The sequence below is a fragment of the Aeromicrobium wangtongii genome (assembly GCF_024584515.1).
In the GTDB taxonomy this organism is placed as follows: Bacteria; Actinomycetota; Actinomycetes; order Propionibacteriales; family Nocardioidaceae; genus Aeromicrobium; species Aeromicrobium wangtongii.
On sequence record NZ_CP102173.1, the window covers coordinates 2,772,356 to 2,792,950 of the forward strand.

General features: G+C 68.8%; 22 protein-coding genes. 1 reads left to right on the forward strand and 21 read right to left on the reverse strand.

The window, feature by feature from the left end; all coding sequences use genetic code 11:
• The first annotated feature begins 4 nt into the window (after nucleotides 1-4).
• Nucleotides 5-787, forward strand: coding sequence for an IclR family transcriptional regulator domain-containing protein (locus NQV15_RS13605; protein WP_232401648.1), 783 nt, complete (start codon nucleotides 5-7; stop codon nucleotides 785-787).
• Nucleotides 788-814: 27 nt separating this feature from the next.
• Here NQV15_RS13605 and NQV15_RS13610 read toward each other — a convergent pair whose 3' ends face one another.
• The 21 genes from NQV15_RS13610 to NQV15_RS13710 all read right to left on the reverse strand — a co-directional run bounded on the left by NQV15_RS13610 (nucleotide 815) and on the right by NQV15_RS13710 (nucleotide 20,579).
• Nucleotides 815-1,711, reverse strand: a complete 897-nt coding sequence (locus tag NQV15_RS13610; protein WP_232401646.1) for a dioxygenase family protein — start codon at nucleotides 1,709-1,711, stop codon at nucleotides 815-817.
• Nucleotides 1,708-2,763: a maleylacetate reductase gene (locus NQV15_RS13615; protein ID WP_232401644.1), complete on the reverse strand. Its 1,056-nt coding sequence runs from the start codon at nucleotides 2,761-2,763 to the stop codon at nucleotides 1,708-1,710. The genes NQV15_RS13610 and NQV15_RS13615 overlap by 4 nt, the downstream gene beginning before the upstream one ends.
• A 1-nt stretch (nucleotide 2,764) precedes the next feature.
• Entirely contained in the window at nucleotides 2,765-4,561 is a 1,797-nt protein-coding gene (locus NQV15_RS13620) for an FAD-dependent oxidoreductase (RefSeq protein WP_232401642.1), read from the reverse strand.
• A gap of 117 nt (nucleotides 4,562-4,678) precedes the next feature.
• Entirely contained in the window at nucleotides 4,679-5,638 is a 960-nt protein-coding gene (locus tag NQV15_RS13625; protein ID WP_232401640.1) for a helix-turn-helix domain-containing protein, read from the reverse strand.
• Nucleotides 5,639-5,687: 49 nt separating this feature from the next.
• The gene (locus NQV15_RS13630; RefSeq protein WP_232401638.1) at nucleotides 5,688-6,716 is read right to left on the reverse strand and encodes a branched-chain amino acid ABC transporter permease; all 1,029 of its coding nucleotides are present in this window, start codon (nucleotides 6,714-6,716) and stop codon (nucleotides 5,688-5,690) included.
• Nucleotides 6,713-7,582, reverse strand: coding sequence for a branched-chain amino acid ABC transporter permease (locus tag NQV15_RS13635; protein WP_232401635.1), 870 nt, complete (start codon nucleotides 7,580-7,582; stop codon nucleotides 6,713-6,715). Before NQV15_RS13635 ends, NQV15_RS13630 begins: the two co-directional genes overlap by 4 nt.
• Nucleotides 7,582-8,292 (reverse strand): ABC transporter ATP-binding protein, encoded by a 711-nt coding sequence (locus tag NQV15_RS13640; protein ID WP_232401634.1) that lies wholly within the window; start codon nucleotides 8,290-8,292, stop codon nucleotides 7,582-7,584. The genes NQV15_RS13635 and NQV15_RS13640 overlap by 1 nt, the downstream gene beginning before the upstream one ends.
• Nucleotides 8,289-9,050, reverse strand: coding sequence for an ABC transporter ATP-binding protein (locus NQV15_RS13645; protein WP_232401632.1), 762 nt, complete (start codon nucleotides 9,048-9,050; stop codon nucleotides 8,289-8,291). The genes NQV15_RS13640 and NQV15_RS13645 overlap by 4 nt, the downstream gene beginning before the upstream one ends.
• A complete protein-coding gene (locus NQV15_RS13650) occupies nucleotides 9,047-10,312 on the reverse strand; it encodes an ABC transporter substrate-binding protein (RefSeq protein ID WP_232401630.1) in 1,266 nt (421 codons plus the stop codon). The genes NQV15_RS13645 and NQV15_RS13650 overlap by 4 nt, the downstream gene beginning before the upstream one ends.
• 174 nt (nucleotides 10,313-10,486) lie before the next feature.
• Nucleotides 10,487-11,263: a cupin domain-containing protein gene (locus tag NQV15_RS13655; RefSeq protein ID WP_232401628.1), complete on the reverse strand. Its 777-nt coding sequence runs from the start codon at nucleotides 11,261-11,263 to the stop codon at nucleotides 10,487-10,489.
• 7 nt (nucleotides 11,264-11,270) lie between these two features.
• On the reverse strand, nucleotides 11,271-12,206 hold the full coding sequence (locus NQV15_RS13660) for a fumarylacetoacetate hydrolase family protein (protein WP_232401626.1): 936 nt from the start codon (nucleotides 12,204-12,206) through the stop codon (nucleotides 11,271-11,273).
• A 58-nt stretch (nucleotides 12,207-12,264) separates the two neighbouring features.
• Entirely contained in the window at nucleotides 12,265-12,789 is a 525-nt protein-coding gene (locus NQV15_RS13665) for a flavin reductase family protein (RefSeq protein WP_232401624.1), read from the reverse strand.
• A gap of 129 nt (nucleotides 12,790-12,918) precedes the next feature.
• Complete coding sequence (locus NQV15_RS13670) at nucleotides 12,919-13,776, reverse strand: IclR family transcriptional regulator (protein ID WP_232401622.1); 858 nt, start codon at nucleotides 13,774-13,776, stop codon at nucleotides 12,919-12,921.
• A gap of 52 nt (nucleotides 13,777-13,828) precedes the next feature.
• A complete protein-coding gene (locus NQV15_RS13675; RefSeq protein ID WP_232401620.1) occupies nucleotides 13,829-14,467 on the reverse strand; it encodes a 3-oxoacid CoA-transferase subunit B in 639 nt (212 codons plus the stop codon).
• Complete coding sequence (locus NQV15_RS13680) at nucleotides 14,464-15,198, reverse strand: CoA transferase subunit A (RefSeq protein ID WP_232401610.1); 735 nt, start codon at nucleotides 15,196-15,198, stop codon at nucleotides 14,464-14,466. Before NQV15_RS13680 ends, NQV15_RS13675 begins: the two co-directional genes overlap by 4 nt.
• A 23-nt stretch (nucleotides 15,199-15,221) precedes the next feature.
• Complete coding sequence (locus tag NQV15_RS13685; protein ID WP_232401608.1) at nucleotides 15,222-15,923, reverse strand: SDR family NAD(P)-dependent oxidoreductase; 702 nt, start codon at nucleotides 15,921-15,923, stop codon at nucleotides 15,222-15,224.
• Nucleotides 15,916-16,332: an SRPBCC family protein gene (locus NQV15_RS13690; RefSeq protein ID WP_232401606.1), complete on the reverse strand. Its 417-nt coding sequence runs from the start codon at nucleotides 16,330-16,332 to the stop codon at nucleotides 15,916-15,918. The genes NQV15_RS13685 and NQV15_RS13690 overlap by 8 nt, the downstream gene beginning before the upstream one ends.
• Before the next feature lie 86 nt (nucleotides 16,333-16,418).
• Nucleotides 16,419-17,063, reverse strand: a complete 645-nt coding sequence (locus NQV15_RS13695; protein ID WP_232401604.1) for an NADPH-dependent F420 reductase — start codon at nucleotides 17,061-17,063, stop codon at nucleotides 16,419-16,421.
• The gene (locus tag NQV15_RS13700; protein ID WP_232401602.1) at nucleotides 17,060-17,836 is read right to left on the reverse strand and encodes an ABC transporter ATP-binding protein; all 777 of its coding nucleotides are present in this window, start codon (nucleotides 17,834-17,836) and stop codon (nucleotides 17,060-17,062) included. The genes NQV15_RS13695 and NQV15_RS13700 overlap by 4 nt, the downstream gene beginning before the upstream one ends.
• Entirely contained in the window at nucleotides 17,833-18,600 is a 768-nt protein-coding gene (locus tag NQV15_RS13705) for an ABC transporter ATP-binding protein (protein ID WP_232401594.1), read from the reverse strand. The genes NQV15_RS13700 and NQV15_RS13705 overlap by 4 nt, the downstream gene beginning before the upstream one ends.
• Nucleotides 18,600-20,579 carry a branched-chain amino acid ABC transporter permease gene (locus NQV15_RS13710; protein WP_232401592.1) on the reverse strand — a complete coding sequence of 660 codons (1,980 nt, stop codon included), beginning with the start codon at nucleotides 20,577-20,579 and terminating at the stop codon, nucleotides 18,600-18,602. Before NQV15_RS13710 ends, NQV15_RS13705 begins: the two co-directional genes overlap by 1 nt.
• Between the last annotated feature and the right edge of the window lie 16 nt (nucleotides 20,580-20,595).

Genomic DNA, 20,595 nt, shown 5'->3' on the forward strand with positions numbered 1-20,595 from the left:
CGCCATGACTCCCGAGCCTCGCGTCGCCGGTGAGCAGTTCGTCCAGTCGCTGTCGCGGGGGCTCTCGGTGATCACGGCCTTCGATGCCGAGCACGCCGCGATGACCCTCAGCGAGGTGGCGGTCCGCACCGATCTCAGCCGGGCCACCGCACGACGCTTCCTGCACACCCTGGTCGAGCTCGGCTACGTCCGCACGGACGGCCGGCTCTTCAGCCTCACCCCCCAGGTGCTGAGACTCGGCACGGCCTATCTGTCCGGCTCCGGCCTGCCCCAGATCGCGCAGCCCCATCTCGAACGGCTGTCCGCCGAGCTCGGGGAGTCGACCTCCGCCGCGGTGCTGGACGGCGCCGACATCGTCTACGTCGCCCGCGTCGCGACCCGCCGCATCATGAGCGTCGGCATCACGGTCGGAACCCGCTTTCCCGCGTATGCCACCTCGATGGGGCGCGTCCTGCTCGCCGGCATGACATCGGATGCGCTCGATGCCTGTTTGGCTGCGACCGACCTGGTGGCCCTCACCCCGTCGACCCTGCACACCCCGGCCGATCTGCGTGCCGAGGTGGCACGGGTCCGCGAGAACGGCTGGTCGTTCGTGGACCAGGAGCTGGAGCAGGGCCTCAGATCGCTGGCGGTGCCGGTGACCGACCCCGGCGGACGTGTCGTGGCCGCCCTGAACGTGTCGGCCTCGATGGCGGCGGGCGATCCGGCCGACTTCGTGTCGGCTGCGCTCCCGCCGTTGCAGGCTGCGGCCGCCGCTGTGAGCGCCGACCTCGCCCACACGGCCTGACGGGCCTCGCCCGTCAGGCCGTGCCGGTCACTGCTGCTCGGGGGCGAGCACGATGTCGAACGCGACCCGGCTCCAGCTGACGTCACCGAGGGCGCGGCCGTCCGGGGTGGGTGTTCCCGCCGGCTGCTCGACGAAGTCCTTGACCAGCGAGTCCTTCACGCCGAAGACGCTGTCACTGGCCAGCAGCTCGTCACCGCGCACGAAGATGTGCGTGACCAGGGTGCGGCAGCCGGGGGCGTCGACCATGAAGTGCAGGTGCGAGGCCCGCATGGGCGAGCGTCCGGTCGCGGCCAGCATCGCGCCCACGGGACCGTCGTGCGGGATCGGGTAGGGCGTGGGTGTCACGGCCCAGAACCGGAACGATCCGTCGTCGTCGCTGAACAGGTGCGCGCGTCCCGCCACCCGGTCGTCGGTGTACTGCACGTCGTAGAACCCGTCCTCGTCGGCCTCCCAGACCTCGATGCGCGCTCCGGCGACCGGCTGTCCGTCGGCGTCCCGGACGGTTCCCTCGACCCAGCAGGGCTGCCCCGAGGCGCTCCCGGCGATGTCGCCGCCGAGCTCGACCCGTGGTGAGTCCTCGACGAAGAACGGGCCGAAGACCGTGGCCTCGGTCGCATCTCCGTAGGCCTCGTTGTTGATCGCGATGGTCTGCATCGAGGCACCCAGGGTGTCCGAGAGCAGGATGAACTCCTGACGCCGGTCGTCGGTGATGTGGCCGACGGCCGTCAGGAACTCGATGGCCTGCTGCCACTCCCGCTCCGTCAGCCTGACGTCACGCAGGAAGGCGTGCAGGTGTCGGACGACGCCCTGCATCAGCTCCTTCAACCGCGCATCCGGCGTGCCGTCGAACGACGACAGGACGACCTGGACCAGCTCCTCCTCGCGATCGCGTTGTTCGTCGGACAGGCGCATGTCAGTGGTCATCGCGGTTCTGCTCCTTCCCACGCGGCCTGCAGCAGCGTGGTGATGTTCTCGACAGTGACGTCGGTGGGGTTGTCCTTGGGTGCTGCCTCGACGACGGCGCGGGCCGCCTGCTCGATGCCGTCCTCGGGCATGCCGTAGTCGCGCAGCGCGGTCGGGGCGTCGATCCGATCACGCAGCGTCGCCAGCCCGGCGACAGCGGTGGCGCTGCCGAACGCGGACGCGATCCGCTCCGCCGCCTCCGGGGCAGCAGGGACGTTGAACGCGAGCACGTGCGGCAGCACGACGGCGTGGGTCTGGGCGTGCGGCAGGTCGAACATGCCGCCCAGGACGTGACAGATCTTGTGATGCAGGCCCGAGCCGGCCGAGGCGAAGGCCACGGCTGCCAGGTAGGCGCCGTAGAGCGCCTGCTCCCTGCCGTCCAGGCCGCTCGGGTCGTCGAGGATCGCCGGGAGCCCCAGGTTCAGGGCCCGGATCCCTTCCACTGCGAGCGCAGCGTTGATCGGGTCCGCCCGAGGCGCCCACATCGAGTCGACGCAGTGCGCCAGCGCGTTCAGTCCCGATGCGATGCTCAGGTGCTGCGGCAGGCTCAGCATCAACGAGGCGTCGTAGATGACCGTGCGCGGCAGCACGCGGTCGTCCACGCCCGTCGTCTTCTTGGCCGACTCGGTCATGCCCCACACGTTGGTGGCCTCCGAGCCGGCGTACGTGGTCGGCACCGCCACGATCGGGATCCCGGACGTCAACGCGACCGCCTTGGCCAGACCGGTGGTCGACCCCCCGCCGACACTGACGATCACGTCGACCTGGTGCTCGGTGGCCACCTCCCGGGCCCGGCGCGCCACGTCGGTCGGCACGTGCATCACGACCTCGTCGTGATGCACGACCACGGGCAGCCCGGCGGTCACCCGTTCCGCGAGCTCGCGCTCCTCCGTGCCGGCGATGAGCATCGCCCGGGCCGAACCCAGCAGGTCCAGCTCGGCGGCGAGGCTCTCGCGCGCCTGTCCCGAGGCGAACCGCACCCGCTGGCCGAGTGTCTCGTGATTGAACCGCATGTCAGTCCTGACGGGACAGGATCGTCGAGAACGCCTCGCGCAGCGCGCTCTCGGGATCGTCGGCCAGCTCGTTCGACCGCCAGCAGATGTGCTTGTCCGGTCGCACCAGGAGGGCTCCGCTCTCCTCGACCTCCCGCAGCCGGGACCAGTCGAAGTACAGATCGGTGACCTCGTGGCCGGGTCCGATGACCACGGTCTTGACCGGCAGGCCCAGCTCGCGCCCAACGGTCTCCAGGGCCGCCTCCCAGGCCGATCCCGCAACACCGGTGATGAGCGTGAAGTGGTCGTACGGCGCGAGGTCCATCATGGCGACCTTGTGCCGGTGGTCGCCGACCCATGCGTGCGGCAGGTGGGACCCGGGGACCGTGGACACCTGGTAGTACAGGTCCGGGTCGCGCTCCGGCTCGGGCAGTGTCGAGCCGTCCGAGGCAATCGCCGTCGAGGTGTAGAACTGTCCCAGCTCGACGCCGTGTGCGTTGAACTCGTAGTTCTTGATCGCCATGGCCTTGACCAGCGCCGCCCGCTTCGCCGCGCCCTCGGGGGTGTTGGCCTTGCGCTCCTCGATCTGCTCGATCATCTCCTGCTCGGTCTCGGCGTCCGTGACCCCCAGCGCCACGAACAGATCGGCGAACTCGCGTCCGGACTGGTTGGCACGCTTGACGATCCGCTCCGCGACCGGCGCGCGCTCGGTGGAGTAGGTGTCCAGGAGAGCCGGACCGGCCTGCCCGCGGAGCACCGCTGCGATCTTCCACGCGAGGTTGTAGGAGTCCTGGATCGACGTGTTCGAGCCCAGCCCGTTGCTCGGCGGGTGGCGGTGGATCGCGTCGCCGGCGCAGAAGACCCGGCCCTTTTGCAGGTGCGTCGCGTAGACCTCGTTGTTGCCCCACAGCGACGTGCCCGTGATCTCGACCTCGAGCTCGGGCATGCCGAGCAGGTTGCGGACGATCTGGATGGCCGCGGCGTTGTCGACGACCGGGGGCTCCTGCGTGATGTCGAAGCCCCAGACGATCAGCCACTCGTTCCACGGGCGCACCATGCGGACGAGTCCGGCGCCGATGCCACCGACGTTCGAGCCCGGCTGGATGACCCAGTAGAGCACCGAGGGCCGGTGACCCACGAGCTCGGCGATGTCGGCCTTGAAGGTGATGTTCATCGAGCCGGCGATGTCCATCGAACCGACGAGCGGAAGGTCGATGTCGGCGGCGACCTTCGAGCGGGCGCCGTCGGCCCCGATCAGGTACTTCGCGCGAATCGTGTAGGCCTGGCCGGTCAGGCGGTCCACGACCGACACGTTCACCCCGTCGGCGTCCTGCTCGTGCGACACGTACTCGGTCGAGAACTGAGTCTGGGTTCCGCGCATCGTGGCGTTCTTGACCAGGATCGGCTCGAGGTAGGTCTGGGGGATGTCGACCGTCAGGCACGGCGATGCGAGCTGGTAGTCGGCCTCCCGGTCGGCCCCTGTGCCCCAGGTCCGGATGCGTCCGATCTCCTCGCCCGCGATCGAGGTGCAGAAGACGGTGTCGCCGACGAGGCCGTGCTCGGTCGCGTCCGCGAGCACCTGGTCGTCGATGTCCATGTCGCGGAAGATCTCCATGGCCCGCTGGTTGGTGATGTGCGCCCGCGGCGTGTTCGCCGTCCAGCGGTACTTCGTGATCATGATGTTCGGGATCCCGAGCGTCGACAGGAACAGCGCCGCCGACGATCCGGCCGGGCCGGAACCGACGATGAGCACGTCGGTCTCGATCACCGAGGAATCGGGCAGGGCGGTCATCTGCTGACCGTCATCGAACACGGGCATCCGGGTCACCTCTCGTCATGCTCGCTGCGCGCGAGCGTCCCGATCAGTGTCGTGCGTCACACGCGCGAGGAGGCCCCACGGCGCCGATCACGGCGCAAAGCCCAAGAAGTGGCCGATTCAGGAAGCGGACATGGCCCGCGCCGCAGCAGCGTCGCGGCGGACGTCGGAGGCGCGCTCGGAGAACTTCAGCACGAAGGCGTTGGAGAAGTGCGCGGCCGAGGCGAAGCCGCAGTGGTGCGCGATCTCGGCGATCGTCATGGACGCCGCCGCTGGCTTCTCCAGCAGGGCACGGGCCACGTCGAGGCGACGCGCGAGGATGTACCGCGGCACGCTGACACCGTCGGCGGCGAACACCCGCGACAGATGCCTGGCGCTGATGCCGATCGCGTCGGCGACCTTCGTCGCCGACAGGGACGGATCGCTGATGCGACCCTCGATGAACGCCTTGGCGGCGGCTCGATGAGCCGTGTTCAAGTCGTCGCGTGCCCCGCTCGCCAGCACGGAGACCAGCTCGAGGATCGCCTGCTCGTCCGGCGGCACGCGCTCGTTCGAGCGGGTCGCGCGGTTGACGTGCTGCGCCAGCGCCGCCGCGTGCGCATTGCCGCCCTTGCTGAAGTCGAAGACCATCGGATCGGTCAACGCCCTGATGTCCGCCACGTCGGCGAAGATCGAGCGGGGCATCTTGATGACCAGCTCCTCCAGGCCTCGCGAGAATCCGCGCATGAACGCCTTGTCGGCGTCGCACAGCAGCAGCTGGCCCGGCCGAACCGTCCGCACGCCGTCCTCGGAGTAGAAGAAGGCGTCTCCCACCAGGCTGAAGTACATGACGACCGAGTCGGACGGCCGGCGACGGATCAGCTCGGCGTCACGCTCGACCACGTGAGACGTGCCGACCACGCGCGCCAGTCCGATCGAGTTCAGCTGGACGTTGACCTCGGTGGCCTCGAGCTGCGACGCCTCCAAGGTCCGGCACCGCAACCCGATCAGGGCATCGGCGTTGTGTCCCTCCCACAGCTCGATGCGCTCCTGGTCCGGCAGCCCCACCGTGGAGAACTCGACCGGCGAGAGGGCACTCATGGCCGACCTGTCCGGGCGGTGCGGTGTGACGTACGCCATAGCACGCAGACTACTCGACGGACCGGTCACGGCGTACCCGGAAGGTGACGGGGAAGAGTGAGAACCGGCCCCGCGACAGCAGGCTCCAGACACCACGGGGGGCCACCAGCACGATGAGGATCGCCACGACGCCCAACGCCACCAGGTACCAGGTGCCCTGCTGGGCGAGCTGCTGCTGCAGCACGAAGAAGATCACCGCACCGATGATGGGACCCTCGATCGTGCCGATCCCGCCGATGACGACGATGAAGATCATGAAGGCGCTGTAGTTGACCGAGTAGATGGAGTCCGGGGCGACGCGCAAGGTGTTGATGGCGATGAGCGCGCCGGCCAGGCCTGCGCCTGCGGACGAGAGGACGTACACGATGCGCTGGGACCTGCGGACCGAGACACCGAGACTGGCGGCCGCCGTGGGATCGTCCCGGATCGCCAGCAGGGCCAGACCCATGCGCGACCGCATGAGCAGATAGGTGCCGGCGACCACGAGCACGGCCAGCGTCAGACCGAGCCAGTAGACAGTGGCGACCCGCTCGGTCCGATCCACGCCCCTGAATGCCTCCAGCGACAGGCCCGAGCCGCCGCCGAGCAAGTCGATCTGGGTCGTCAGCAGCTTGAACACCTCGGCCACGACCCAGGTGCCGATCGCGAAGTAGCCGCCCACCAGGCGAAACACCAGGAAGGAGGTCGGAAGTGCCAGCGCGGCGCACACCACGGCGGCCAGCAGCACAGCAGCCACCAGCGGGACGCCGAGCTGGTCGGCCACGTAGATGACGCCGTATCCGCCGGCCCCGACGAATGCCTGCTGACCGATCGAGACGAGTCCGCCGTAGCCCGCCAGCAGGTTCCAGGTGGTGGCCATGATGATCAGCACGAACAGCCCCACCAGGTCGGTCAGCGCGCCGAGCGACACGTTGTACGGCACCCAGAGGGCCAGGAACAGCACCCCGGCGGCGAGGCCCGCCAGGCCGACGAGAGAGCGTCGCCCCCCTCGGTCGACGCGCGATGGCGTGGAGGTCGTGGCCGGGGCGGTCGTGGTCATGCGGTCACCATCTTTGGCATCAGGCCGCTGGGGCGGAAGGCGAGCACGGCAAGGAACACGAGGTGGCCGGCGAGCACGCCGTACGCGGGGTCGATCTGGGCACCGATGGTCTGCGCGACGCCCAGGACCAGCCCGCCGAGCAACGTGCCCCACAGGGATCCGAGACCGCCGATGATCACGGCTTCGAAGGCGAAGATCAGCACCAGGTCGCCGTAGCCGGGTGTGAACTGTGTGCTCATCCCGATGAACGCGCCGGCGAGGGCGACACTGCCGACCCCGATGGCCGTGGCGAGCGCGTAGAGGTGACGGTCGTTGATGCCCATGAGCTGCGCCGCCTCCCGGTCGTCACTGGTGGCCCGCATGGCGCGACCCACCCGCGTCCTGGCCAAGAAGAGCTGGATGCCGGTGATCACCACGAGCGCCACGACGAAGGTCACCAGGGAGAACACGCCGACCGACAGCCCGGAGACGATCCGGATGCTGGCGGTCCCGAGATCGCCGATGTCGATGCTGCGCGAGTTGGCGCTGGCGGTCTCCTGCAGGACGTTGACGACGATGACCGCCAGTCCGAACGTCACCAGCAGGGGCGCCAGCTCACCGCGGGACAGGGCGGCGTTGAGCAGGCCGCGCTGCAGCACGTACCCGACGCCGGCCGCGACGGCCACGGCCAGCGCGAGCGCGATCGGCAGGGGTGCGCCGACGGTGTCCACCAGGAACAGCACGACATAGGCCGAGGCCACGGCGAGCGCCCCGTGCGCGAGATTGACGATGCGCATGACGCCGAAGATCAGCGACAGACCGCACGCCAGCAGGGTGTACTGCCCGCCGAGCAGAAGTCCCTGGACGAAGGCGTTGATCCAATCCATCAGCGGGCCTCCAGACCGAAGTAGGCCGCTGCCACGTCGTCCCGCGTCACCGAGGCGGCCGATGCCTCGAGCACCGTCCGGCCCTCGAGCAGGCACTGCACGTGGTCGGCCACGGAGAGCGCCTGCGACACGTCCTGCTCGACGATCAGGACGGTGGTGCCCCGGGAGCTGATCACGGGCAGGGCCTGGTAGATGTCCTTCACGACGACAGGAGCCAGACCGAGCGACACCTCGTCCAGCAGCAGCAGGCGAGGATTCGCCATGAGGGCGCGGCCGATCGCGGTGGCCTGCTGCTCACCACCGGACAGGTGGATCCCGGTCCGGCTGCGACGCTCCGCCAGCAGCGGGAACGCCTTGAACACAGCGGCGAGATCCCAAGGGCCCGGGCGGCCGCTGTACCCGCCGACCAGCAGGTTCTCCTCGACCGTCAGCGACTTGAACACCCGGCGTCCCTCGGGGACCAGGGAGATGCCCGCGGCGACGCGCTGGTGCGGTGCCATGCCGGCCAGGTCCTGCCCGCCGAAGCGAACCGCTCCCGCGGATGTGGCCATCAACCCGGCCACTGCCTTCAGCAATGTCGACTTGCCGGCGCCGTTCGCGCCCATCACGGCCAACGTCTCGCCCTCGTCCAGGCTCAGGGAGACGCCATGGATGGCCTGGAAGTCCCCGTAGTGGACGTCCACCGACTCCAGATCGAGCAACGCGGTCACGGGGTCTCACCCTCCGGCTCGGGGATGCTGCCGAGATACACCTCGGTGACCTCGGGGCTGCGCATCACGGTGTGCGGATCGCCGGTCGCCACGACATCGCCCATCGCGAGACACATGAGGCGGTCCACGACCTGCAGCAGCGCGTGCACGATGTGCTCGATCCAGATGATCGCCATCCCGTCGTCCCGCAGGCGGGCGATGACCTCGATCAGCTCGGGCAGCTCACGGTCGGTCAGGCCACCGGCGATCTCGTCCAGCAGCAGCAGCCGGGGCGAGGTGGCCAGGGCCCGGGCGAGCTCGAGCCGCTTGCGGTCGAGCAGGCGCAGACTTCCGGCCTGCACGTTCTCCAGGTGGGTCAGTCCTGCAGTCTCGATGGCGTCATGGGCTCGCCCGAAGGCCTCCCCTCGCCGGGTCTGTCCGGCGAAGGTCGCTCCGACGAGCACGTTCTCGAACACCGTCAGCCCGCCGAACGGCCGCGGAATCTGGTGGGTGCGGGCGATACCGCGCCTGCCCCGCGCGGCGGCGTCCAGGGACGTCACGTCCTGGCCGTCGAAGTGGATGCTCCCGGCGTCCGGACGCTGACCGCCGTTCACCAGGTCGAGCAAGGTGGACTTGCCGGCACCGTTCGGGCCGACCACCCCCAGCACCTCCCCCGCGCTGACGTGGAAGGAGACGCTGTTGGCGGTCGTGACCCGGCCGAACCGCTTGGCCAGACCTTGCGCCCGCATGATCGGGGCCACCCCCGTGGCGGTGCTCATGGGAGCGGCTCAGCCTTGCCGCCCAGCGGGACCTCGGGAGCCAGCTTGTTCGACACGACCACCAGGTCGAAGGGGTGGTCCGTGCCCGGTCGCCACTGACCGCCCGCCACCGGGGTCTTGGCAACGTACGGCGGGACGTTCGGGTCCTTGCCCCAGGCCACGTCACCGACGACGGTCGACACCGCGAGGGACTTCATCGCCTTGGTGATCGCCTCCGGATCGGTCGAACCGGCCTTCTCGACGGCGGCTGCCGTCACCTCGAACAGGGCGTGGGCGAAACCGAGCGGCTGGGTCCACTGCTGCCCGGTCTTCTGCTCGTACGAGTCCGCGAGCTCCTTGGCGCTCTGTCCCGTCAGCGAGCTCTTGTAGGGAGCCGTCGGCGTCCACCAGACCTCGCTGGACAGGTTCGTCGCGATCTTGCCCAGCGCCTCGACCGAGGACGGGAAGAGCAACGCCTTGCCGATGGTCGCGACCTTCGGCTCGTAGCCCTGCTGCTTGGCCTGCTTCCAGAAGGTCGTGAAGTCCGGCGGGATCGGGACACCCAGGAGGATGTCGCTGCCCTTGAACGCCGAGATCTGCGCCGAGAAGTCCTTCGTGCCGTTCGCGTAGTTGCCGGGATCATCGATCGTGACCCCGGAGTCCTTCGTCAGCGTCGGGAAGTTCGCTCCCCAGGCCTGACCATCGGGATCGTTCGGGAACAGGCCACCGGCCTTTCCGTTGTTGTCCACCTGGCTCCAGATGTCGGAGTAGACGGCAGCGACGTCCTCGAGTCCCCAGAAGAAGTGGTGGCTGTACTTGAGATCAGCCGGCTCGTCGCCGCTGCGGATCGCGAACGGCTGCCACGGTGCGACCGTCGTGATGCACGGGACCGAGTTGGCCTCGCACTGCTCGGACACGGGGTTCACGATGTCCGGCGTCGACGAGGCGATCACGACATCGACGTTGTCGCGGTTGATCAGCTGCGAGGCGACCTCGCCAGCACGCGTGGAGTCGCTCTGCGCATCACGGACGACGATCTTGACGTCGTACGTGTCGGCCCCGACCTTCAACGGATTCTTCTTGAAGTACGCCTTCATCTCGTCGACGACGAACGTGTTCGCCTCGCCGAACGGTGCCGACGCCCCCGTCGTGGTCGACACGAAGCCGATCGTCAACGTCTTGTCGCTGGCCGAGTCCCCACCGCCCACCGAGCCCGAGCAGGCCGACAGGGTGACTGCCATGACGGCAGCTGCCGTCGGGACGAGTGTGCGTGAGATTCTCATGGAACCCTCCTGAAACCGTGTGCCGTGGGCAACGACGTGCAGAGCCTCTGCACGCCACAGTCTGTGACCTGCGTCATGGTCCACCCGGTGTCGAGGACCATTCAGGGCACATCTGCGAACCGATGGCGGTTTCGGACAGGCCGATCCCGGAAGGGACCGGCCCGTCCGCGCGGGTCAGCGCTCCGGAGTGAGCTCGAGGTGACCGGGAGCGACGGTGACGAACAGCATCCAGCGGTCGCCCTGACCGCGGGTCAGGTGCCCGTCGCCCGTGACGTCGTCGATGTAGGCGATGTCGCCCGCCACCGGCGAGGTGATCGTCCCGTCACCGGTCTCGTTCTCGGCGCATCCGTTGAGGGTGATGCCGAGCTGTGAGCGCGGCCCGTTGTGCCACACCCCTGGGACGTAGCCGTCGTCGCCGTAGTCGCGCCGGGTGACGAAGGCGCCGCGGGACCTCGGCCACTGCTCGACGGGCGGGACCGGCGCCAGGTCACCGGGCCATCGCAACGGCTCGGAGCGCGAGGTCCCGGCGTCGTCATAGATCCAGGTCAGCAACGGCCGACCGGCGCGCTTGACCGCATCGGGCCGTGCCTCGTTGTCGCCGATCTCGGGCAGCCAGCCGTCGGTCGTGAAGTAGAGCAGCCATGCGAAGCCGTCCCACGACAGCTCGAGCGCATCGTCACTGTGGACGTCGGCGAACAGCACGTCCCCAGCGGTCAGCACGGTGCGCTGTGCCCCGCGCGGCTCCACCCCCACCTCGCCGGACAGCACGACGACCGCGTGGCTGCCCAGCGCGGCCGGGGCCGGCACGTCATCCGTGCCGGCCCGCGTGAGCCAGAACGCCGTCGCAGGGATGACGTCCGCCGGCCCCTTCACCCGCGAGTCCCGGTGGGGCAGGTACCCGCTCTCGGCGTCGACCCCGGTGGAGGTCTCGCGGACCCGCAGAACCCTCATGCGCTCGTCAGGCCGACGGCGCGTAGGGGCCGGTCAGCTGCGGAGGCGTCCTGCCCTCGTTGCCGGCCTCGGTCCACTCCAGACGCGTCTGGCGGCTCCACGTGCGGTGCAGGTCGTCGCGGATCGAGATCGTCAGACGTCCCAGCTCGCCCACCTCGAGATCGATCTGGTCGCCGTCCTGGAAGGAGTGCAGACCACGGTGGTTGGTGCCGGTCGCGATGATGTCGCCGGGCTCGAGGGTGTGCATCGCCGACACGAAGGCCACCGACTCAGCGATGTCGTACGCCATGTCGCTGGTGTTGAAGTCCTGCTTCAGCTCGCCGTTGTTCCACAGCTTGACCGGCAGGTTCTGCGGGTCCGGCACCTCGTCGGCCGTCACCAGGTAGGGACCGATCGGGCAGAACGTCTCGCGCGACTTCATCTGGTAGAACGCGTTCTGCATGGGCGGGATGCCACGTGCCGAGCCGTCGATCAAGTTGGTGTAGCCGAAGATGTAGTCGAACGCCTCGGACGCGGGGACATTCTGCGCGCGCTTGCCGATGACGATCGCGAGCTCGGCCTCGCCCTCGAAGATCGTGGCCGGGATGTCGGGCAGCACCATCGTGTCGCCGTGCCCGATGATCGAGTTCGGCGACTTGGCGAAGCCGTTGATCGGAGGCCGCTCCGAGAGGGTGCCGTTCTCCATGTAGTTGCGCGCCATGCAGTCGATGTTGAGCGGACGAGGCAGGGGCGGACGGACGCGAACGGCCTCCAGCGGGACGCCTGCCCCGGCGCTGACCGCCGCCTCCAGGCGAGGCTGGAACTCGCTCCAGCCGGCGATGACCGCGTTCATCAGGTCCTGCGGGTGGGCGGCAGGGACGTCCTTGACCTCGCCGCTCACGTCGATGACCTTTCCGTCATGCAGGACGCCGAGCTTGAAGTCGTCGAAGAACATCAGCTTCATGGGGTGGTGCCTCTCTGATGGGGTGGGTCTGGTGGTGAGAACGATGGGATGCAGGTGGTCAGGGCTGCTGGTGCGGCACGAAGCGCCCGTACTGGCCGCGGAAGAAGACCAGGGCGTGGCCGTCCTCGACGGCGTCGAGGGCCGCGACCCGGGCGACGACGATCGTGTGGTCGCCGGCGCCGTACTCGGCGTACATCTCGCAGTCGAGGCGCGCGACGGCGCCGTCCAGCGCCGGGCCGGCAGGCTCGTCGTGCCACGTCTCACCGGCGAAACGATCCTCGCCGGGGGCGGAGAACCGGCGACTCGTCTGCTCGTGATGATCGGCCAGGACGCTGATGCAGAACCGTCCGGCGGACCGGATGCGGGGCCACGAGGTCGAGGTCCGGGCGACGCAGATCGACACCAGCGGCGGGTCCAGCGAGACCGAGGTGATGGAGTTGACGGCCATCCCGACGGGTCCCGACGCGGTGTGCGCTGCGACCAGGACGACGCCCGTCGGCAGATGCCCCAGCACCTTGCGGAACTCGCGTCCGGTCTCTGCCGCCTCGAGGGCGGCGTCCGACTTCGGGGAGAGTGCCGTCATGGTGCCTGCTCCGTCCGAATGTGATTCCGTCTGATGAAATATGATTTCATCAGATCGTAGGGCACAGATTTCGGGACCGTCAACCCCTCGGACGAAAGGGCGCGGGACGGACCTTCTCGGGCCCTCGGCTCAGAGAGCTTCTTCGTCGGGCTCGGCCAGGTCCAGCGCCGACGCCGGCAGGTCGCCGGCACCCTTGAGCCGCTCGGACATCTCGCGAGTCAGGGCCAGCATCTGCTGGACGATCTCCTCGTCCTGCGCCGGATCGATCTTGCCCAGGCACAGCATCGCGGCGATCGGACGCCCCTCGGTGTCCATCACGGGCGCTGCGATGCCTCGACCGACGGCGAACCGCTCGTAGTTGTCGACGGCGTAACCACGTTCCTGGATCGCGACGAACTCCCGCTCGATCGCCTCCGGGTCCGTGATCGTGTTGGGCGTGAACATCCGCAACGGCTCGGCCTCGTACAGCCAACGACGCTGCTCCACCGGCATGTACGACATCAGAAGCTTGCCGTCAGCCATCGCGTGCGCCGGCTGCGGATGCCCCGGCTCGAACTCGATGAACTCCGTGGCAGAACCCGCCACGCGGGTCAGCTGCACCGTCTTGAAGCCCACCAACGTGCTCAGCACCGCGTCGTGACCCGACCACTGAGCCAGCCGGGACAGGAACATCCGCGCATCGTGGAGCACCGGGTTGGAGACCAGGCCCACCATGCCCACACCGACGGCCTGCATGCCCAGCCGGTACTTCGCCGTGCGGGTGTTCTGCTCGACCCACCCCACCTGCACCAGCGTCACCAGGATCCGGTGCACGCTCGCGGGCGACAGCTGCACGAATTGCGCCAGCTCGACGATGCCCAGGGGGAAGGGATGCTCGGCCAGTGCCGTGACGATGCGGGTCGCGCGCGCCACCGCACGTACCTGCCCCGAGTCGCGGCTCTTGCCACCGGACGACGTGGATCCGGACACGGCAACCTGATCGCTCACGACATCTCCATACCAGGATTATGTCCTACTGCGTGCCCTCTGCGCACTGTTGTCACAGTATGATTCGCGCCTCCGTCTGGTCCACCACGTCCTGGAATTCCACCCCGGGCGCCAGCTCGCGCACGATGAAGGCGTCCTCGGCAACGTCCAGGACGGCCAGGTTCGTGATGACCCGATCGACGACGCCACGCCCGGTGAGCGGCAGGGTGCACCGCGTGAGGAGCTTGGGCGCACCGGTGCGGTCCGTGTGCTCCATGACCACGATGACCCGCCGCGCGCCGGCGACCAGGTCCATCGCGCCACCCATTCCCTTGACCAGCTGTCCCGGGACCATCCAGTTGGCCAGGTCACCGCCCAGCGACACCTGCATGGCACCCAGGATCGTGACATCGACGTGTCCCCCGCGGATCATCGCGAACGATGTCGACGACGACACGAACGACGCACCCGGCAGCACCGTGATCGGCTCGGTGCCCGCGTTGATCAGATCCGGGTCCAGTTCTTCGGGACGTGGCGACGGACCGGTCGCCAGCACACCGTTCTCGCTCTGCACGACGACGTGCACGCCTGCCGGGACATGGTCTGGGACACGAGTCGGCAGACCGATGCCGAGGTTGACGCACTGGCCGTCCTGCAGCTCCTGGGCGGCGCGGCGCGCGAGCTCGTCGCGGCCCCAGCCCTTGCCCGTCATTCGATGATCTCCTCTGGCACCTCGACGACACGCTGGACGAAGACACCGGACAGGTGAACCATGTCGGGGTCGAGCATCCCCGGCTCGACGATCTTCTGGGCCTCCACCACGGTGACCCGACCGGCCATGGCGACGTCCGGGTTGAAGTTGCGGGCCGCGGCATGGAAGATCGCGTTGCCGTGGCGGTCGGCGACCGCTGCCCGCACGAGGGCGAAGTCCGTGACGATCCCCTCCTCCAGCACGAAGTCGCGCTCACGCCCGTCGACGGTGAATCGACGGACCTCCTTGGGCGGCGACGCCGTCACCACTTCCCCGCCGGGGCCGTGACGACGCGGCAACCCGCCGTCGGCCACCAGCGTCCCGACCCCCGTGGGCGTGTAGAAGGCGGCGATCCCCGCTCCGCCCGCGCGCAGACGTTCGGCGAGGGTCCCCTGGGGATTGAACTCGACCTCGATCTCACCGGCGAGGTACTGACGTGCGAACTCCTTGTTCTGGCCGATGTACGACGCGATCACCCGCTCGATGCGGTGGTCGTGCAGGAGCATCGCGAGACCGGCGCCGTTCACGCCACAGTTGTTGGTGACGACAGTGAGGCCCGACGCACCTTGGGCGCGAAGGGCCCGCACGAGGGCCCACGGCACCCCGGACGTGCCGAAACCCCCCACGGCGACGGTCGCGCCGTGGGGGATGTCGGCGATCGCCTCGGCGGCGGACGTGACGAGCTTGTCCACCCGTCAGCACCCCGACTGGAGCGTCACAGCAGGACCAGCCCGCCGTCGGGACAGATCGTCTGGCCCGTGAGGGCCTGCGCCTCGGGTCGCGCCAGGAAGGCCACGACCTCTGCGACGTCGGCAGGGACGAGCGGGCGGGTGAGCGCCTGCCTGGACTGCACGTCCTCGCTGACCTCCTCCGTCATGACCTTGACGGGCGGGGGTGTGAGGCCCGGCGCGACACAGTTGACCGTGATCCCCGATGGACCCAGGGACCGGGCCAGTGACCGCGCTGCGCCGATGAGCGCTCCCTTGCTCATGATGTAAGGGAGCATGTCCGACACTGGCGGCGGGTTGTAGAACGTGTCCGACACGAGGAACACGATCCGCCCGAACCCCCGTTCACTCATCGACGGCTGCAGCTCCTGGGTCAGCCACAGGGCGGCCTCCACGTTGACCGCCATGACGTCCCGCAGCAGCGAGGCGCTGAGATCGCCGAGGGTCGCGCGGTGGAACGAGACCCCCGCGTGCACCAGCACGTCGACCCGACCGTGCTCGGCGAGCACGCTGCGCGCGGCAGCCCGCACCGCCTGCTCGTCGGAAAGATCCACGGCGATGTCGCCGCCCTTCAGGTCGAGCACGACGACACGGTGGCCCGATGCGCGCAGCAGCTCGACGATCGACGAGCCGATGAACCCGGCCCCCCCGGTCACCAGGGCGACCGGGGATTCGGTGCTCTCAGGCACCGAACTGGCTGTTCAGACCGTTCAGGGCGCCGTCAATGTCCGCGCCGATGCCCATCCGCGCCATGTCCTGCATCTCGTCGGGCACGTCGGCCTCGATCGCGTACTCGACCTCGGAGCCCTCGCCCGCCTCGCGCACCGTGAAGGTCGCTGCCAGGTGCTGCATGGGTCCGGGCTGTCCCGGCACGAGCTCGTACGTCAGGGTGCGAGCGGCGTCGTCCTGGCTGGCGATGCGGTCGAACACGGAGTCGCCGCGGGTGAAGTCGACCTTGCGGTCACCGTTGGGCTGCATCTCGACGGCGTCGATGTGCGGCTGCCAGGAGGCGTAGCCGCCGAAGTCGCTCACGAACGCCCACACCGTGTCGGCGTCGGCGGGAAGGGCGGTCGTCTTGCTCAGCTGGACAATCGTCATGGTGGTGTTTCCTCTTCTGGTCGGCATCTTGCCTGGTGCACGATGCTGGGGTGTGTCGCAGGTGCGACGTGGTGCTGGGTGCTCGGCTACTTCTTGGTCGCCTCGGCGAGGCGCGCCTTCGCGTCCTCGACGGACTGCATCTCCATGACGCCGGGGAGCGGACCGCTCATGCCCTGCAGGAAACCGCCCTCGTGCAGGTCACCGGTGTCGACGGCCACGCCGCCCACGGTGGCCAGCAGCTCGGCGACCTTCTTCTTCGCATCGGCGTCGTCGCCCGCGACGTACACCGCGTGCTCCGATCCGTCGCCGGTCCCCAGCGTGGTCGCCATGATGTGGATGGGGGTCACGTTCAACGCCTTGACCAGGCGCGCGCCCGGCACGTACTCGGCGACGATCTCGCTCGAGATGCGTCCGTCGATGTCGATGAGCCCGTCCGGGCCCGGTGCACGGCGGTTGTTCGTCGTGTCGACGACGATGCGGTCGGTCCAGTCGTCGACGACGGAGACCGCCTCGGCCGTCTTGGCCCACGGTGTCGCGAGGATGACGATGTCAGCGCCTTCCACGGCGTCGCTCACGGTGCCGGCGGAGCAGCGCTCGTTGAACTCCTCGACGACGTCGGTCAGTGACTCCGGACCCCGCGAGTTGCTGAGCACGACGTCGTGGCCCGCCCGGGTGAACAGTCCGGCCAGCGCCTGGCCCATACGGCCTGCGCCGATGATTCCGATCTTCATTTTTCTCCTCTTGATGGTGTCATTGATGTGTGGTCGTGGGTGGACGGATCCAGATCGCTGTCCTCCCACTGCTCGCCGCCCAGATAGCTGGCCCGCAGCAGGCTCTGATCCTGCCGTAGTGCCGCCGCGTCGTGACTGGCCGAGATGTCACCGTGCGCCATGAGATAGGCGCGGTCGGCGATCTCGAGTGCCAGCTGGACGTGCTGTTCGACGAGCAGCACCCCGCAGCCCGTGTCATCGGCGAACCGGCGGATGACCGGAAGCAGGCTCTGCACGATGACAGGGGCCAGTCCCAGGCTCAGCTCGTCGAGCAGGAGGAGGGCCGGCCCCCTCGCGAGGGCCCGCCCGACCGCGAGCATCTGCTGCTCGCCGCCCGACAGGACTCCGGCCTGCCGTGTCGTCAGGTTGCGCAGTGCTGGGAAATAGCCGTACGCGATGTCCGCGTCCAGGTGTTCACCCCTCCTGCTGAGCTTGAAGTGCTCGGCAACGGTGAGGCCCGAGAAGATGCCGCGGTCCTCCGGCACGTGGGCGATTCCGCGACGGGCGCGATGCGTCGGTGAGACGCCTCCCAGGTCTTCACCCAGGAGCTTCACCGTGCCGCCGAAGGACTTGACCAGACCCGAGACCGACTGGAGCGTGGTCGTCTTGCCGGCCCCGTTGGGCCCGAGCAAGGCCACGACCTCGCCGGCGCCGACCTCGATCGCGATGTCGCGCACGACGACCGACCGCTTGTAGCCGGCCGAGAACTGCTGGACGCTCAGTACCGAGCTCATGACTGATCCCCTTCTCCTGCGGGTTCTTGCCCGAGGTAGGCCGCGATGACCCGTGGATCGGACCGGATGACGCTCGGCTCCCCCGAGGCGATCACCTGGCCGAACTCGAGCACGACCACGTGATCGCACGTGCCGAACACGAACGAGATGTCGTGGTCGATCAGCAGCATGGGCGTGCCTTGGTCGCCCAGCCTGCGCAGCTGCTTGCCGAGGTGCGCGCTCTCCGCGGTGTCAAGACCCGCGGCCGGCTCGTCCAGGCACAGGACCTTGGGTCGCGCCGCGAACGAACGAGCGATCCCGACCAGCTTGCGCTGCCCCTCGGACAGCTCGGGCGGGAAGGCCTCGGCCAGCTCGGAGATGCCGACGTCCTCGAGGGTGTCACGAACACTCGACACATCCCCTGAGTGGCGACCGACCAGGTCGCGGACGGTGGACCGCAGGCTCAGCCGCCGTGAGGCGACAGTGAGGTTCTCCTCGACGGTCAGGTCGTCGAAGAGCTCGACCCCCTGCCAGGTGCGACTCAGACCCGCGCGGACCCGCGCGTGCGGCCGCTGATGGCTGATCTCCCGGCCCCCGATCTGGACCGATCCGGTCGACGGCACGAACCCGGTGATGGCGTCCACGAAAGTGGTCTTGCCGGCACCATTGGGTCCGATCAGTCCGACGATCTGGCCGGGTCGAACCTCCAGATCGACGCCGCGCAGGGCGCGGACGCCACCGAATCGAACCTCCACCCCGCGGGCAGCAAGCACCGTGGCGCTCATCAGCGCACGCTCCCTTCGAGCTGTGGTGCGGGCGCCGTCGCCCGGGGCCTTTGTGCCTTGTTCTGCTTCTTGACCGAGCTCGCGACGAGCAGGCCGTCGGGGAAGAACCGCAGCTGGATCAGCAGTCCGCCGCCGATGAGGAGCTGGACGTACAAGGACACCCGGTCCTCGGGCAGGACCCACTTCTGCAGGATCAACGGGATGACCGAACCGATGGCTCCGAATCCGGCCAGCACGGCTCCCTGCGCCAGGGTGACGCCCAGGACGTACACGCTGGCCACCAGGGTCAGGGCCACCGTGATCGAGTAGCTGTTCGCCGAGACCGTGCCGAACTGGTAGGCGTACATGACGCCGGCGATGCCGGCCAGGGCCGAGGTGATCCCGAAGGCGACGATCTTGACCGAGCGCACGTTGACGCCCGACGCGGCGGCCGCCCGCTCATTGGAGCGGATCGCCAGCATCTGGCGACCCAGGTCGCTGCTTCGCAGGTGGGCGACAAGGATGTACATGAGCGTCGCGACGACCAGTGCCACGAATCCGAAGACCGGGCTGGGCAGCGAACCGTCCAGACCGCGCAGGCCGGCGTCAGGACCGAAGTTGAGGCCGAACAGGCTGGGCGAGTCGACCCGCGCACCCGTCTGACCGCCGCCCCACTGGGAGTTGGCGAAGACGAAGTTCTCGATCGCCACGGCAGCCGCGAGTGTCACGACCACCAGCGTCACCCCGCGTACGCGAAGCGCCGCCGCGCCGATCGCGATGCCCAGTGCGGTGGCCAGGACGATCGCGATGATCGGGGCCAGCGGGAACCCCAGCCCGAACTCGGTACCCAGCCGCGACACTGCGAACGCCGCGAAGCCTGCCAGGGCGAGCTGGACGACGGACAGCTGACCGACGTAGCCCATGATGACCACGAACGACAAGCACAGGACCGTGGCCACCAGACCCACCGTCACCGCTTGACGGAACTCCGATGGCAGCACGACCAGGGCCACGGCACCGGCGACGAACACCGGTGCGACCTTGCGCATCAACCGTTCCTGGCGCGGCACGGGCGGCAGGGACCGACCCGCGATCTCCCCTCTTTGCGGCAGGGTCGAGCCACGCCACCAGAGGGCGATGACGATCAGCAGGAACTCCGCGAGCTGCTGGAGGCCTGGCAGCGCCAGCCCGTCCTGGGACGGGAACCACGGCTGGGTCGAGGCGTACGACAGCAACGACTCGGCGATGCCGATGAGCAGCCCCGCCGCGCAGGCGATCCCCAGCGAGGTGAAGCCGGCGAACAGTGCCGCGGCCAGGGCCGGGATGATCAGCAGCGGCAGCGTCGAGGCACTGATCCCCACGATGGATGCAGCCAGGATGCCCACGAAACCCGCGGTCACGTACGCCAGGACCGAGTTGGCCATCGAGATCGATGCCGGCGAGAGACCCGCGAGCACCGCCGATCGCTCGTTCTCGGACGCGGCGCGTGTCGCGACGCCGAAACGCGTGAAGCGGTAGAGCGCCGTCAGCGCGAGCGCGATGGCCACCACGACGCCCGCCAGGATGAACTGGGCGACGGGCACCGTCGCGCCGGCCACCGTCACGACCGACTCGGTCAGCACGGGCGGGCTGTTGAGCGGCGACGTGCCGAAGACCAGCTGCACGACCGACTGCAGCAGCAGCAGCACGCCGATCGACGCCACCAGCTTGGCCAGTGGCGAAGCCGATCGCAGCGGCTTGACCGCGGCGGTCTCGACGAGCACCGCGAGCACGGCCATCAGCACCAGGGTCAGGACCAGCGCCGCCGGGGTCGTCAGCGCGGGGAAGAAGAATCCCGTGCGAAGGGCCCAGAAGAGGTACCCGGCCACCATGACGACCGCTCCCGCGGCGATGTTGATCGTTCCGCTGCCACGCCAGCTCAGCACCACGCCGATCGCGATGCTCGCGATCAGCGCGCCGGATCCCAGACCCAGAAGAGCGAACAGAAGCAGAGTCTGCATCTGCGTCACACCTCCC